This is a genomic window from Pseudomonas baetica (genome assembly GCF_051216495.1).
GTDB lineage: Bacteria > Pseudomonadota > Gammaproteobacteria > Pseudomonadales > Pseudomonadaceae > Aquipseudomonas > Aquipseudomonas baetica_B.
Genome location: NZ_JBPKAM010000082.1, coordinates 14,348 through 28,704, shown reverse-complemented (window position 1 = coordinate 28,704; position 14,357 = coordinate 14,348). Strand labels below are relative to the sequence as shown.

The following is a 14,357-nucleotide window of genomic DNA, read 5'->3' as shown; positions in this document are numbered from 1 at the left end:
CCCCCCCCCCCCTACTCCTCTCCCCCCCCCTCCCCCCCTCTCCCCCCCCCCCCCCTCCCCCCCCCCCTCCCCCCCCCCACCCCCCCTCCCCCCCCCCCCCCCCCCCCCCCCCCCCCCCCCCCCCCACAGTTGGTTTTTGTATGTATAGGGACTCCCGGAGTCAGATCAATCCAGCGATTTTCCAGCCGTCTCCCTGGCCATCCCCAACCCCACCAACGTAAGCCCCAAACACACCATCACATACAACGCCGGCGCATTGTTATTCCCCGTCAACCCAATCAACCCGGTCGCGAAGAACTGCGCAAATCCACCGAACACCGAAACCCCCAGGCAATAAACAATCGACAGCCCGGTGGCGCGAATCGCCCGTGGAAACAGCTCCGTCACCAGCACCAAAGTCGGCACGGTGATCAGCACCAGCAGCAGGGCGGTGACCAACGAAACAGTCAGCAGCGTAGTCAGCGTGGGGTACTGGTTCATCAACATGAACGCCGGGTAGATCAGCAACAGCATCGGCATCGCGCCCAGAACGATGGTGCGGCGACGACCCATACGGTCGCTCAACCGGCCGGCCCAGATCGACAGGCTGATCTGCACCAGCGCGCCAAGACATGCAGCGGTGGTGCCCATCTTCATCGGCAGGTGAAGCACCGTGACTGTGTAGTTGGTCATGTAGTCCAGCACGATGTAGCTGGACGCCGTGCTGCCAATGACCAACAGCACGCCAGTCAGAATTGTCCGGCGATGGCGCGTAAAGATCAGACGAATACCAGACTGACTTTCATGGCCTTGCGGTGTTTCGGCAGCGGTTTCCTTGAGATGGCGACGAATGTAGACACCAACCGGAATCACCAGGATGCCCAGTACGAACGGCAGGCGCCAACCCCAGCTTTCCAGCGCTTCGGGCGACAGGTTCGAGCTCAGGGCCAGGGCCACCAGTGCGCCGAGCAGGAAGCTCAACCCCTGGCTGAACAGCTGCCAGCTTCCATAAAAGCCACGACTTTTGTCGTCGGCGTATTCCATCAGCATTGCGGTCGAGGCGCCGACTTCACCGCCAATGGCGAAGCCCTGTATCAGTCGCGCCAGCACGATGATCACCGGTGCGGCGATCCCGATCTGCGCGTAGGTGGGGGCGATGGCGAACAGTAGAGAACCCAGGGCCATCAACCACAGCGTCAGCATCATCGCCGGCTTGCGTCCGACCCGGTCGGCATAGGCGCCCAGCACCAGCCCGCCGATGGGGCGCATGCCGAAGCCGACGCCGAAGGTCGCCAGCGACAGCAGCAACTGGCCCAGCGTGCTCTCGACCGGAAAAAACTGCCGGCCGATGAGGGTGGCGAAAAAGCTGTAGACGGAGAAGTCGTAGAACTCCAGGCCGGAGCCGATGGTAATGGCGGCAATGGCACGTGCGCCGATCGGTCGACGTACCGAAGAGGCGGCTGGCACTGCGGTAGAAACGGGAGTGGACATGAGGCGAACTCCAGAAGACGAGGGCGATACCCGGTAGTCGAGCGCGAATCAGGCGAGGAAGGTTTCCACCAACCGAACCCAATAACTGGCGCCCGTGGCCAGGCAGCTGTCGTTGAAGTCGTAGCCAGGGTTATGCACCATGCAGCCACCTTCTCCGTCGCCATTGCCGATCAGCAGGTAGCAACCGGGGCAACGTTGCAGCATCACGGCGAAATCCTCGCTGCCGGTCAGCGGTTTCATGTCGCGAACCAGACCTTCTTCACCGACCCAGTCCAGCGCCACTTGCCGGGCGAATGCGGTGCTTTCGGGATGGTTGAACAGCGCCGGAAAACGTTGTGCTTCGTCGACATCGACGGTCGCGCGGGCGCCGAAGCTCGCCGCCTGGGTTTGCGCCACGGTGGTGATGCGCGCAATCAGCTCATCACGTACCTCGGCCTTGAGCGCACGTACGCTTAACTGCAACTCGGCGTGATCGGGAATCACATTGGCGGCGATGCCGGCATGAAACGCACCGACCGTTACTACGGCCGTGTCGAGCGGATCGACATTGCGCGCGACGATACTCTGCAACGCCATGACGATGGCCGATCCCACCAGCACCGGATCAACCGCCTTGTGCGGCATGGCACCATGACCGCCGACACCGTCGACACGGATGGTCACCGTGTCGGTGGAGGCCATGAATGGTCCCGGCAGGAATCCGAGTTTGCCCACCGGCAGGCCCGGCATGTTGTGCATCGCGAAGATCGCATCGCAGGGGAACAGGTCGAACAACCCGTCATCGAGCATGCGCTGCGCACCGCCGTCGCCTTCCTCCGCAGGCTGGAAAATCACCACCAACGCGCCGTCGAATTCACCGTTTTCGGATAAATGCTTGGCCGCCGCCAGCAACATCGCGGTGTGACCGTCGTGACCACAGGCATGCATCACCCCTTCGTGGCGACTGGAATAGGGCAGGCCTGTCTGCTCGATGATCGGCAGGGCGTCCATGTCGGCGCGCAGGCCGATCATCTTGCTGCCTTGCCCCTGGCGTAGCAGCCCGACGACGCCGGTGCCGCCCAGACCACGGTGCACATCAAAGCTCCACTCGGTGAGCTTGCCCGCCACCAGATCGGCGGTGGCGAACTCCTCGAAGCTCAATTCCGGGTGGGCGTGGATGTGGCGACGCAGGGCGATCATTTCTTCTTCGAGCGCGCGAATGCCGGGAAGAGCAGGCAACTGGAGCATCACAGGTTCCTCGTTTTTTATTGGTCGTTTTCGGGTGTCCGACTGATACCCTGCGATCCTAATGAGTTGGCGAATGCCGCGGCAGTCGCAAAAAAGCGGGGCTGAAAACCGGTGGTTTACACCCGCAGCGTCAGGAGGGAAGGATGAAGCTGCATCAATTGCGAGCGCTGGTGATGATTGCCGACTGCGGCAGTATTCGTGCGGCGGCGCGGCAACTGGACGTCTCGCAGACGGCGGTCGCCAAGGCATTGCGTGAACTGGAGGAAAATCTGCAACTGCCTCTGCTGGTACGCAACGCCAGCGGGGTGGTGTTGACCCAATATGGCCAGTCGCTGTTGCAGCATGCGCGACAGATGCTCAGTCAACTTGAGCGCGCGCAACTGGAGTTGGCGCACCTGAGCGATCAAGCCGAGGGGCAATTGCGTCTGGGCATTTCGCCGTGGATGGGCATGACCCTGTTGCCCGAGGTCGTCACGTTGTTCCGCCAGCGAATGCCCCGGGTTCGCCTGGAAATCTTCGAAGGATTGATGGCAGTGACCTTGCCGCGCTTGCGTGACGGCACGATGGAGTTTGCGGTGGGGTTGGTGTCTTCGTTGCTGCCACGTCCGGAGTTCGTCTGTGAGCCGATCTGTTCCTACCGGATGGCGGTGGTGGCCCGCCATGGCCACCCACGCCGCGACAGCCGTTCCATCCATGATCTGCTGGATCAGGATTGGGTGGTCAATTACCCGGATGCCAGCCACGAAGGCCTGATGACCGAACTGTTCTGGCAACACGGCGCGCAGATCGACATGCAACACATCCATCGGGCGCATTCGCCGCAGCTGACGCTATCGCTGATCGGGCAAACCGACATGCTCAGCTACTTTCCGGAGCCGATGCTCACCGTGCCCGACTACCGTGAACGTGTGGAACGCCTGGATCTGGCTGAAACCTTCGCCACCGACACCATTGGCATTGTCACCCCGCGAAATGCCCAGTTGGGCGTCGCCGCGCAATGCTTCGTCGATTGTCTGTTCCAGGTCATCCGCCGCCGTGCGCGATCGGCAAGGCCGGAGGATGTCGAGTTGTTCGATACGCTGGAGTTGTTGATTTGACGGGCGCAATCCACCCTTGGGTAGTGCAGGGCGGGTGGGGTCTGGGGTCTATCGTGCCGCCAGGTCGCCGTACCAGTACGCGGCCGTGACGCCGCCATCCATCAAAAAATCGCTACCGGTAATGAACGTACCTTCAGGACCCATAAGCAAAGCACCCAGGGCGCCCACTTCATCTGGCGTACCGCCTCGCCCGGCCGCGCTCAACTCGATCATGCGCCGGTAGCCCTCACCCCGCGGGCCACTCAACTCGTCCCGCGCTAACGGCGTGAAAATGATGCCCGGGCTGATGGTATTGACCCGAGCGCCGCGTTTGCCCCAGCGCACAGCTTCTGCCATGACTCGCAATGAGTTCCCGCGCTTGGAGATCTGGTACGCCTGCAAAGGATCGGTGATTTGATCGGCCTGCAGCATCGGCAGTGCAAGCAGATCATCGGCGGGCGTGGTCGCCAGCGCCGTGTTCTGTTCGGTACTCAAGGCCGGCAGACGGTGGCCGGATTGTGATGCGATGACGATGGCAGAGCCGTCCGCAGCGATGACATTGCCGAACTCCTCAAGCACGACGGCGGTGCCGTACAGATCAACCCGCAAAATGGTTGCGGCCGGCGCCTGTGAGGGCGAGACACCGGCGGCATGAATGACCCCGACGATCTCGCCAATGGCCATCGCTGTCTTTACCAGCGCCTGCACTGATTCGCGGGAAGCGACGTCAACGATGGCAGTAGTGACCTCAAAACCTGCATCCAGCAAGGTATTGGCCGCGGCGTCGGCGTTCCCCTGTCGCAGATCAGCGAGCACGACGTGCTTGCCGGCGCTGACTCGTCGGGCAATGGCCTGGCCAATCGAACCGGCGCCAATGACGACAATCACTTTCGTAAAATTTTTCATGGGGGTGTCTCGCTTAAGACTGGGATCGTTTCATCCGGTTGAGCGCCGGATCAGGTCATTCACCCTATATTGCTGTTGATGGCTCAACAATATAGGCTCGGCTGCATGGCTTATTGAGGAAAATTCATCAATGATGCGCGCGGATTTGCCAGGGCTTACAGCCTTCATTGCCATCGCCGAACAACGCAGTTTCAGCGGTGCGGCTCGCGTGTTGGGTGTGTCTTCTTCCGCGCTCAGTCACTCGATGCGTAACCTGGAGGCGCGGCTGGAAATGCGCCTGTTCAACCGAACGACGCGCTCGGTGTCATTGACCGAGGCGGGGGAACAGTTGCTCAACGGTGTACGGCCGCTGATCAATGATCTGGCGAACGTGGTCAATGAAGTCACTTCCGCCCGGATCGCGCCTTCAGGTTCATTGCGTATCAGTGCTTCGGAAGCCGCCATGCGGCCGCTGATTCGCCATGTCGTACCCGACTTTGTCGTCCGTTATCCGCATATCCATATCGAGTTTGTCGTCGACAGCAAGCTGCAAGACATTGTCGGCGATGGTTTCGATGCGGGTATCCGCCTGTTTGACGATGTGCCGCGAGACATGATTGCCATCCGTTTCGGCCCGGATCTGCGTTTCGCTGCCGTCGCTTCACCCGGTTATCTGGAACGCCACCCGGCCCCCACCACGCCGCAAGAGTTGAAAACCCATCGTTGCATCCGCTTTCGGTTCACCAGCGGCGGGCTGTTTCGCTGGGATTTCAAGCACGGTGAGCAAAGCGCCAGCCTGGACGTCGAAGGCCAGATCACCCTGGACAACGTCAACCTCATGATCGACGCCGCGTTGGCAGGCGTGGGTGTCGCATGGGTGCCTGAAGGCCAGGTTGCCGACCACTTGCGCAATGGACGGCTGATCCATCTGTTACCCCAGTGGAGTCCGAACTATTCGGGCCTCTGTCTGTACTACCCGGCCAATCGTCATCCGCCCATTGCCCTGCGGCTCTTTGCCCAAGCGGTGAGGGATTGGGTGAGTCAGTCCCGAGTGGGGCATTGATCATTCTCGTTCTTCAACACCAGAGCAAGCGGGTTAGCCAGCGTCTGCCGGCGGCGAGATGATTGCAGGTGAGGGCCTGTTCAGGCGAGCCGCCGGACAAATTGCAAGCCGGCCAGCGGAAGGCCCACGCCGACGATGCACAGACTCCAGACCAGGCTTTCGATACCGAATGCGATCAGCGCTCCACCGACGAGTGTCGCGGGCAATACCGGGAAAAACAGCAATCCGATCAGCAGCGCATGAGCGCCCAGCCGCTTTTTCAAACGATGTTTGGCATTGAAAATACAGACAATCCAGAACAGGGCCCAGAAACCGATACTCATCAAATAAAGGGCTAGATGGATCAAATCTCCAATCATTCCATAGCCGTGCATTTTCATCCCTCCGCTGGAGTTTCAGCGTGCTCGTACCTGACCTGCTCAAGGGGGATTGATGGCCAGTCATTCATTACTCCGGAACTGTAGGCGATATTGGCACTTTAATACTATCCACCGGTACGAACGGCCCCCTCGAGCAGGTTAGATGCCCACTCATGAGACATTGGCTGCGTGGGCCTCGATCTGGGTGAGGCGGCCGTTCTCGAGGCCGGCTTCAAACATCGGCAGGCGCTTCAGCATCCAATTGAGCAACTCCTGAGCCGGAGCGGCCAGCGGGCGGCCCGACTTCACCAGCAATTTCGCCTCGACCCCCTGGAAGATTGGATGCTCCACCGCAATGGCAGCCAGGCTCCCTTGGGCGATTTCCCTGTAGGCGGCGAACTCTCCGAGCAACGAGGCGAAGTCCCCGGCCGCGACCAGGCGCTTGAGGGCTGCCAGGGAGTTGCTGACCAGCAGGGGGCGGACCTCGATTTTCTCCGCGTACTCCAGCATTTCTATTGCCTGGCCGATGCCGAAAGTGGTGGGCGTCAACACCAGTTGGCAGTCGAGTATGTCCGCGACCGTGGCAGGGCCACCTCTCAACGCCAACGGGTGATCCGGGCGAACCAGCAGCATGACCGGTTGCGACGACGTTGCACGAAAATCGATGTGCGCGTGCAGGGGAGGATTGTAGGCAAGGCCGATGTGCGCGCGGTTTTCAGCGACTTCGTTCAGTACGTCGACGACGGGCAGCGTGTCCAGTGTGACGTTGAGCTTCGGGTATTGCTTGCAGAAGGGCGCGAGCACGTTGTCGACCAAGGCGTCGACATAACCTTCGCTGATGACCACCCGTACATGACCTTGCTGCAGGCCCTTGATCGCTTGCAGCTGGTCTTCGAGTTTCTCCTGGTGGGATCGATAGCCGCGCCAGAACTCCAGCAGATGCGCGGCCGCTTCGGTCGGCTGCACGCCTCGTGCTTGCCGTTCGAAAAGCTTCGCCCCCAGCTCTTCCTCCAGCAGCTTGATCTGGCGCGTGATCACCGAAGGGGACGTATTGATGCTGTCCGCCGCGCCACGTATCGATCCGTGGGTCAGCACCTCGTGAAAATACCGCAGCCGTTGTTGGTTGATTTCGCGCATGAGGGGTATTTCTCCAGTGTTGCTCAGAAGGCAACGATACGCGAACTTAGTTGCTCTTGCTGGGTTTCGGTGGTCGGGGCAACATCCTTGGCACCACCGAAGATCAACAAGAAGAATCGGAGAGTCGCATGTCAACCATTGCACCGACGGCAAGAAGCAGGGCGATTACAGCGCTGTACCGCAAACTCAATTGGCGGCTGCTGCCACTGCTGTTCATCTGCTATGTGTTTGCGTACCTGGACCGGATCAACGTCGGCTTCGCCAAGTTGCAGATGCAAAATGACCTGGGGCTTTCCGATGCGGCCTATGGTGCCGGCGCGGGAATTTTCTTCCTGGGGTATGTGTTGTTCGAGCTGCCGAGCAACCTGATGCTGCCACGGGTAGGTGCACGCAAGACGTTCAGTCGCATCCTCGTGCTCTGGGGCATTACTTCGGCTTGCATGCTCTTTGTGCGCGACGTGCCGACGTTCTACCTGATGCGTTTTCTGCTGGGCGTTTTCGAAGCCGGTTTTGCGCCGGGCATGATCTATTACCTGTCCTGCTGGTATGGGCCGACGCGCATGGCCCGGGCCATTGCCATCGTCTTCATTGCCGGCCCCATCGGCGGCATTATCGGTGGCCCGCTTTCTGCCTGGCTGATCACCTCGCTGTCTGGCGTGGGCGGTATGACCGGGTGGCAGTGGATGTTTCTGATTGAAGGGCTTCCTTGCGTATTCCTCGGCATCCTCACGTACTTCGTGCTCGCCAATCGACCCTCGGAGGCAAGCTGGTTGAGCGTCGGGGAAAAGCAACTGCTGGAGACTGAACTGGGGACCTCGGCGAGCCAGGTGCATTCCTTTCGGGGCGTGTTGCGGGACCCGAAAACCTACATCCTGGCATCCGCCTATTTCTGCATTATTTTCTCGATCTACGCCATGAGCTTCTGGCTGCCGGCCATCCTCAAGGCCCAGGGGGTCGACGACACCCTGCAACTGGGTTGGTATGCCGCTATTCCCTACATAGGCGCTGCAATCGGCATGTACCTGATTGGTCGCCGATCCGACCGGCTCGGCGAACGACGCTACCACTGTGCAGTGCCGGCGGGTATCGCCGCCTTGTGCCTGCTGATGTTCCCGTTTGCCGAGGGCCACGTGCTGGTTTCGCTGGCGCTGCTGACGGGGGCGACAGCAACGATTTTCATGGCGTATACCGTGTTCTGGGCCATGCCCTCCGAACACATCAAAGGCGATGCGGCGGCCGGGGGCATCGCCTTCATCAACACCATCGGCCTGTGTGGTGGCTTCTGGGGGCCGGCGGTGATTGGCTGGGCGAAAACCGCCACCGGAACCATGAACCTGGGCATCGTGGCCGTCGGTTGCGCCTCGCTGTGCGCGGCACTGATCATCACGCTGAACAGATCACTGTCGACGGAACAGCCTGCGCCTCAATACAGTGTTGGTTAAGCATCACCCCTAACTTGAGTTTGAATCGTCGTGTTCCGCAAGGAACCAATCACAGGAGAGCACTTCAATGCTTCTACATCTGTCGACCTGGGCCGAGATCGGCCAGTTTCTTGAACGCAGTCGCACCATCGTGATTCCCATCGGTTCGAACGAACAGCACGGTCCTACCGGCCTGTTGGGGACTGACTGGATGTGCCCCGAAATCATTGCCCGCGAAGCTCAGAGCAAGGCCGATATCCTGATCGCTCCGACCTTCAATATCGGCATGGCGCAACACCACTTGGGATTCCCGGGCACCATTTCCCTGCGTCCTTCGACGTTCATCGCGGCCATAGGTGACTGGGTGCGGTCGCTGGCTGCTCACGGGTTCGAGAAGATCCTGTTTCTCAATGGTCACGGCGGCAATGTCGCATCGATTGAAGCGGCCTTCTCGGAGCTTTACGCCGAGGCGAGTTTCGCCCGACGTCCAGCAGGGTTCGCGCTGAAGCTGTGCAACTGGTGGGACTTGCCGGGGGTTAATGATCTCGCAAAGGAACAGTTCCCGACGGGGCATGGCGTTCATGCAACGCCTTCGGAAATTGCCGTCACCCAGTGGGCGTATCCGGAGTCGATCAAGGCAGCAGACTATTCGCCGCAGATCGCCAACTGGGGACCCATCCGCGAAGCGCAAGACTTCCGCGCACGCCATCCGGACGGCCGCATGGGTTCGGACCCCGCTTTGGCAACACCGGAAAAAGGCCGGGCACTGGTGATGCTGGCCGCTCAGGGGCTGGTACAGGAAGTGGAGGCATTCAGCGGGGAAGCGACGCCGGGCTAACTGCTTGAAAACGTCGGGCGCCCATTCCAGGGCGCCTCTTTCAGCCCGCGCCTCGTCATTTCTGTAGGAGCGATCCTGCTCGCGATGATCGTCAACGATAACGCGGGTGATCTGACACCCCGCGGTGGCTGTGCCTCCATCGCGAGCAAGCTCGCTCCTACAGAGAGTTACTTTTAAATTAGTTATTAGCTAATAACTTAAGGCTTATAGCTTTTAACTGCATTTAATTATGAGCTTGTTATATGTCGCTTATTCTATCTTTAGAATAATTTGTGATTAGTCATCGCTGCTTTTATGTCTTTATGATCTGTCCCACAACAACTCGTGAGACAGGAGGTAGCTCGATGACTATTCAAATCAAACCGGTCGCTGGTCGAATTGGGGCACAACTGGAAGGCGTGAAGTTGGGGGGAGATATCAGCGCCGAAGCATTCGAATTCATTAATCAGGCACTGCTGAAATACAAAGTACTGTTCTTTCGCGACCAACATCTGGATGACGCCGAACACGAGGCCTTTTCCCGGCGCTTCGGGGATCAGGTCCCGCACCCGACCGTGCGTTCCGCCGAGCAGGGCGCGGCGATTCTGCATCTGGATGCCAAGGAAACCCGCGCCAATTCCTGGCACACCGATGTGACCTTCGTGGCCAATTACCCGAAGATTTCCATCTTGCGCGGTGTGGTGATTCCTCCTTACGGCGGCGACACGGTATGGGCCAATACCGCAGCAGCTTATGCCGATTTACCCGACCCGTTAAAACAACTTGCAGACAATCTTCGCGCATTGCACACCAACGTGTACGACTACGCCGCACCGCGTAATACCGATGAATCCGGACTTAAACGTTATCGTGAACAGTTCACCGCGGAAATCTATGAAACCGAACATCCATTAGTTCGAGTGCATCCGGAGTCGGGTGAAAGAAGTTTGTTGTTGGGGCACTTTGTCAAACAAATCCAGGGTGTAAGTACCAGCGACTCCAAGCAACTGATTCGCCTGTTCCACGACCGTATTACCCATGTCGACAACACCGTGCGCTGGCGCTGGCAAGAGGGCGATGTGGTGATCTGGGACAACCGCGCCACCCAGCACATCGCGATCAACGATTACGGCGATGCCCCGCGCATCGTGCGCCGCACCACCATCGACGGTGATGTGCCGGTGGGAGTGGATGGTCGCTTGAGCCAGGCGCTGCTGCCGAGTCCGGACGCGCGCTCGCCGAAAACCGAAGCCGACAAAAAACACCTCGCCGCCTGACAAGCAACTCTCATTGGTACAAGGAAGGCTGACATGAAGCTCAATGGCATTCGTTTGCTTAAAAAAGGCAGCATCGCTGCAGCACTGGCTGCGGTTCTGGCTGTACCTGTAGCCGAGGCCGATGTCTTGCGCATCGGTGTCGCAACAGCCGGTGGCGGTGATCCGGTGACCTTCAGCGGTTCGCCCCTGGGCATCGTGCGCAATCAGCAGTTGCTGGAGAAAGCCTTCGCCGGGACCGGCACCGAAGTGCAGTGGTTCTTCTTCAAGGGGGCAGGGCCTGCGGTCAACGAAGCCTTCTCCAACCAGCAACTGGACTTCGCCTACCAGGGCGATCTGCCGGCGGTCGTCGGGCGTTCCAACGGACTGGACACCAAGTTGCTGGCCGCACTGGGGGTGCGCGCCAACCTGTATCTGGCGGTGCCCAAGGGCTCCCCCCTGAAAACCATCGAGGACCTCAAAGGCAAGAAAGTCGCGATCTTCCGCGGTACCAACGGCCACCTGGTGATGATCAACCTGCTGGCGGAGCACGGGCTGAGCGAACGCGATATCAAGGCGATCAACCTCGATACCGGCAGCTCCCAGGCGGCGTTGATTTCCAATGGCGTGGATGCCGCCTTCGGCGGTCGCGAGTTGTTCAAGCTGCGTGACCAGGGCCTGATCGACATCGTTTACGACAATCCCAAACAGGACGTGCGCTACACCCGCCAGACTGCGTTGGTGGTTCGCGGTGACTATGAGAAGGAGCATCCGGACAAGGTGCAGAAGGTCGTCGACACACTGGTGGATGCAGCGAAATGGACATCGGACGAGAGCCACCGCGACGAAGTCTTCGCCGAATGGGCCAAGAGCAATGACCCGGCGAACTCACTGCGTGCCGACTTCACCGGGGTCACCCTCAGGGACAGGGCTTCGCCGCTGGTCGACACCTTCCTGATCAGTCGCTATCAGGCCGTGGCGGATCAGGCCAAGGAAGAAAAACTCATCCGCCGGCCGGTCGCTATCGATGGTTGGTTCGAGAGCAGCTATTTGCAGAAATCCCTCAAGGCCAAGGGACTGGAAAACTACTGGACGCCTTATGGTCCGGATGGCAAGCAGCCGGCGGGTAACGCGGTAGCAGCCACGACGACCAGCAAACAAGGGAGCTAGGCAAATGGCCAGGGCACAGACCGCAAGACTTGAGCAGTATGGGGCGCCGGCATTGCCGGGCGACAACGTCAAACGTCTTCCACCGTCACCCGCACGTCCGGTACGCAAGGTCGAGGTGCCGCGCACTTCGGCCTGGTCCTTGAATCTGGGTGATAAGGCCTTGCCCTGGCTATTGCCACTGCTGTTGCTGGGTTTGTGGTACCTGGGGGTGGAGCGGGGCTGGCTTTCAGAGCAGGTGCTGCCACCGCCAGCCTACGTTTACCAGGCGCTGTCGGACCTGGTCAGCAGCGGCGATCTATGGATGAACGCGTCGGCCAGCCTGCAGCGGGTTGTCGTCGGGTTCAGTCTCGGCGCATTGCTCGGCGTGGCGCTGGGCCTGGCCATGGGATTATCCCGGACGCTGGAGGATTACCTGCTGCCGACCTTCAACGCACTGGTGCAAATTCCGGTACTGGGCTGGCTGCCGTTTGCCTTGCTGCTGTTCGGCATCGGCGAGACGCTCAAGTACGTGCTGATTGCCAAGGCCGCTCTGGTGCCGATCACCCTTTGCACCTTGCAGGCGTTTCGTCAGGCACCCAAAGGCTTGCTGGAAGTCGGCCGGACCTACGGCTTCAGTCGTCGGCAAAGCGTCACCTCCATCGTCTTGCCGGCGGCGATCCCGACGCTGTTTACCGGGTTTCGCCTGGGCTTCACCAAGGCCTGGCTGTCGCTGGTGGTGGTCGAGCTGGTGGCCTCGAGTGAGGGGTTGGGTTACCTGATCGTCTATGGGCGCCAGTTGTTTCAACTGGACCTGGTGATGGCGGCGGTCGTGGTGGTGGGGACTCTCGGTCTGCTGATCGATCGCGGTTTCGACTACGCGGAGCAGCGCCTCAATCGCGGTCGGCCAACGGTTGGGGGGCGCCAGTCATGAGTGCAGCTTTGTCATCAGCTAACAGTAGCCACCGCTATCGCGGTTGGGTCTTGCCCATCTGCGCGATTGCCCTGTGGTGGCTGGCTTCAAACCTGGGCTGGAGCGAATCGGGACTGTTCGTTTCGCCGGAAAAAGTCGCGGCAACGGCCTGGGATCAAATCACCTCCGACAAATTCTGGCGGGCGATTTCGGCGAGTCTTGCGCGCAACCTCAGTGGCTTTTTTATCGGTACCGCGCTGGGTCTGGTACTGGGCTGCCTGCTGGGTCTCTCGCGGCATTTCGAACGTTTGGTCGGCCCCAGCTTCAACACCTTCAAGCAAATCTCCCTGTTCGCCTGGATCCCCCTGATCTCGGTGTGGTTCGGCCTGGGCGATGTGGCCAAGGTGGTGTTCCTGTCACTGGCCGCGCTGGTGCCGGTGGTGGTCAACACCTGCGACGGTTTGCGCAACGTCCCACCCAACCTGCTGGAAGTGGCGCGGGTGTACGGCTTCACTCGGTGGCAAACCATTATCGGGGTGATGCTGCCCGCCGCCTTGCCGTCGATTTTCACCGGGCTCTACCTGGCGCTGGTCTACAGCTGGCTGGCAACCATCGGTGCCGAGTACCTGCTGGTATCGGGGGAGGGGATCGGCAACACGCTGATCGATGGCAGCGAACATTTCATGATGGACCTGGTGCTGTTTGGCATGGTGGTGATTGGCCTGGTGGGATGGGGCCTCAACGCCCTGGCCCGGACACTCGAGCGGCGGATGCAGCGCCTGTACGGCATCGCTACTAACTGATTGCCACATTGAAAAGGATCGCAACATGAGCAACGGCCTGACCCTGGAACACATCAGCAAGCGGTTCAACTCCAAACCTGGCAGTTCGACGCAATTGCAGGTGCTGGACAACATCTACCTCGACATCGCCCCTGGCGAATTCATCAGCATCGTCGGCGCCAGCGGTTGCGGAAAATCCACGCTGCTGCGACTGATCCTCGGCCTTGACGAGGAGTTCGACGGGCGCATCCTGCTTGATGGCAAACCCATCAAGGGCACAGGCCTGGAGCGCGGTATCGTGTTTCAGGATCACCGTCTGTTCCCCTGGCTCAATGTCGAGCAGAACGTCGCTGTCGGCCTGAAGAACTCGCCCCTGAGTGCCGGGCAGAAGCGTGACACCGTACGCGAGCACATCGAACTGGTCGGCCTGCAAGACTTCATCGAGTCCTACCCGCATCAGATTTCCGGTGGCATGGCCCAGCGCGTGGCCATTGCCCGTGGCCTGGTCAATCGTCCGAGCGTGTTGCTACTGGATGAACCCCTGGGTGCCCTCGACGCCTTGACCCGCGCGCGCCTGCAGGGCGAGCTGCAGAACATCTGGGCCAAGGAAAAAATCACCATGATCCTGGTCACCCACGATGTCGACGAGGCGGTCTTCCTCGGCGATCGTGTGGTGGTGATGCAGCCCAATCCGGGGCGCATCCGGCGCATTGTCGACGTCGATCTGCCGCGTCCGCGCAACCGAAGTGACAGCCGTTTCATCGCCCTGCGCGATGACGTGTTGAGCGACTTTGCCGAGTTGCATTGA

The 14,357-nt window shown here is 60.2% G+C and carries 14 protein-coding genes; 9 read left to right on the top strand and 5 right to left on the bottom strand.

All coding sequences use genetic code 11. From position 1 onward, the window contains the following. Positions 1 to 165: 165 nt before the first annotated feature. Positions 166 to 1,470, bottom strand: coding sequence for an MFS transporter (locus ACSFE6_RS23780; RefSeq protein ID WP_435429873.1), 1,305 nt, complete (start codon positions 1,468 to 1,470; stop codon positions 166 to 168). A 48-nt stretch (positions 1,471 to 1,518) separates the two neighbouring features. Further along, positions 1,519 to 2,697: a M20 aminoacylase family protein gene (locus ACSFE6_RS23775; RefSeq protein ID WP_435429872.1), complete on the bottom strand. Its 1,179-nt coding sequence runs from the start codon at positions 2,695 to 2,697 to the stop codon at positions 1,519 to 1,521. Between the two features lie 143 nt (positions 2,698 to 2,840). Between ACSFE6_RS23775 and ACSFE6_RS23770 the strand changes: the two genes are divergently transcribed. Further along, on the top strand, positions 2,841 to 3,794 hold the full coding sequence (locus ACSFE6_RS23770; RefSeq protein WP_435429871.1) for a LysR family transcriptional regulator: 954 nt from the start codon (positions 2,841 to 2,843) through the stop codon (positions 3,792 to 3,794). Between the two features lie 48 nt (positions 3,795 to 3,842). Here the strand turns inward: ACSFE6_RS23770 and ACSFE6_RS23765 are convergent, their stop codons facing one another. Continuing rightward, a complete protein-coding gene (locus tag ACSFE6_RS23765; RefSeq protein ID WP_435429870.1) occupies positions 3,843 to 4,679 on the bottom strand; it encodes an SDR family oxidoreductase in 837 nt (278 codons plus the stop codon). A 130-nt stretch (positions 4,680 to 4,809) separates the two neighbouring features. Between ACSFE6_RS23765 and ACSFE6_RS23760 the strand changes: the two genes are divergently transcribed. Continuing rightward, a complete protein-coding gene (locus tag ACSFE6_RS23760; RefSeq protein ID WP_435429869.1) occupies positions 4,810 to 5,721 on the top strand; it encodes a LysR family transcriptional regulator in 912 nt (303 codons plus the stop codon). An 80-nt stretch (positions 5,722 to 5,801) separates the two neighbouring features. On the opposite strand, the gene ACSFE6_RS23755 is transcribed toward ACSFE6_RS23760, so the two are convergent. Beyond that, positions 5,802 to 6,095, bottom strand: a complete 294-nt coding sequence (locus ACSFE6_RS23755) for a hypothetical protein (protein ID WP_435429868.1) — start codon at positions 6,093 to 6,095, stop codon at positions 5,802 to 5,804. A 156-nt stretch (positions 6,096 to 6,251) separates the two neighbouring features. Then, positions 6,252 to 7,217 (bottom strand): LysR family transcriptional regulator, encoded by a 966-nt coding sequence (locus tag ACSFE6_RS23750; protein WP_435429867.1) that lies wholly within the window; start codon positions 7,215 to 7,217, stop codon positions 6,252 to 6,254. Positions 7,218 to 7,345: 128 nt separating this feature from the next. On the opposite strand from ACSFE6_RS23750, the gene ACSFE6_RS23745 reads away from it, so the two are divergent. From ACSFE6_RS23745 to ACSFE6_RS23715, 7 genes are all read left to right on the top strand, one after another. Further along, complete coding sequence (locus tag ACSFE6_RS23745) at positions 7,346 to 8,659, top strand: MFS transporter (RefSeq protein WP_435429866.1); 1,314 nt, start codon at positions 7,346 to 7,348, stop codon at positions 8,657 to 8,659. A 67-nt stretch (positions 8,660 to 8,726) separates the two neighbouring features. Further along, entirely contained in the window at positions 8,727 to 9,476 is a 750-nt protein-coding gene (locus tag ACSFE6_RS23740) for a creatininase family protein (protein ID WP_435429865.1), read from the top strand. 344 nt (positions 9,477 to 9,820) lie between these two features. Continuing rightward, a complete protein-coding gene (locus tag ACSFE6_RS23735) occupies positions 9,821 to 10,732 on the top strand; it encodes a TauD/TfdA dioxygenase family protein (protein WP_435429864.1) in 912 nt (303 codons plus the stop codon). A 33-nt stretch (positions 10,733 to 10,765) separates the two neighbouring features. Next, positions 10,766 to 11,878 (top strand): ABC transporter substrate-binding protein, encoded by a 1,113-nt coding sequence (locus ACSFE6_RS23730; RefSeq protein ID WP_435429863.1) that lies wholly within the window; start codon positions 10,766 to 10,768, stop codon positions 11,876 to 11,878. 4 nt (positions 11,879 to 11,882) lie between these two features. Then, entirely contained in the window at positions 11,883 to 12,788 is a 906-nt protein-coding gene (locus ACSFE6_RS23725; protein WP_435429862.1) for an ABC transporter permease, read from the top strand. Continuing rightward, complete coding sequence (locus tag ACSFE6_RS23720; RefSeq protein WP_435429861.1) at positions 12,785 to 13,570, top strand: ABC transporter permease; 786 nt, start codon at positions 12,785 to 12,787, stop codon at positions 13,568 to 13,570. The genes ACSFE6_RS23725 and ACSFE6_RS23720 overlap by 4 nt, the downstream gene beginning before the upstream one ends. A gap of 25 nt (positions 13,571 to 13,595) precedes the next feature. Beyond that, complete coding sequence (locus tag ACSFE6_RS23715) at positions 13,596 to 14,357, top strand: ABC transporter ATP-binding protein (protein WP_435429860.1); 762 nt, start codon at positions 13,596 to 13,598, stop codon at positions 14,355 to 14,357.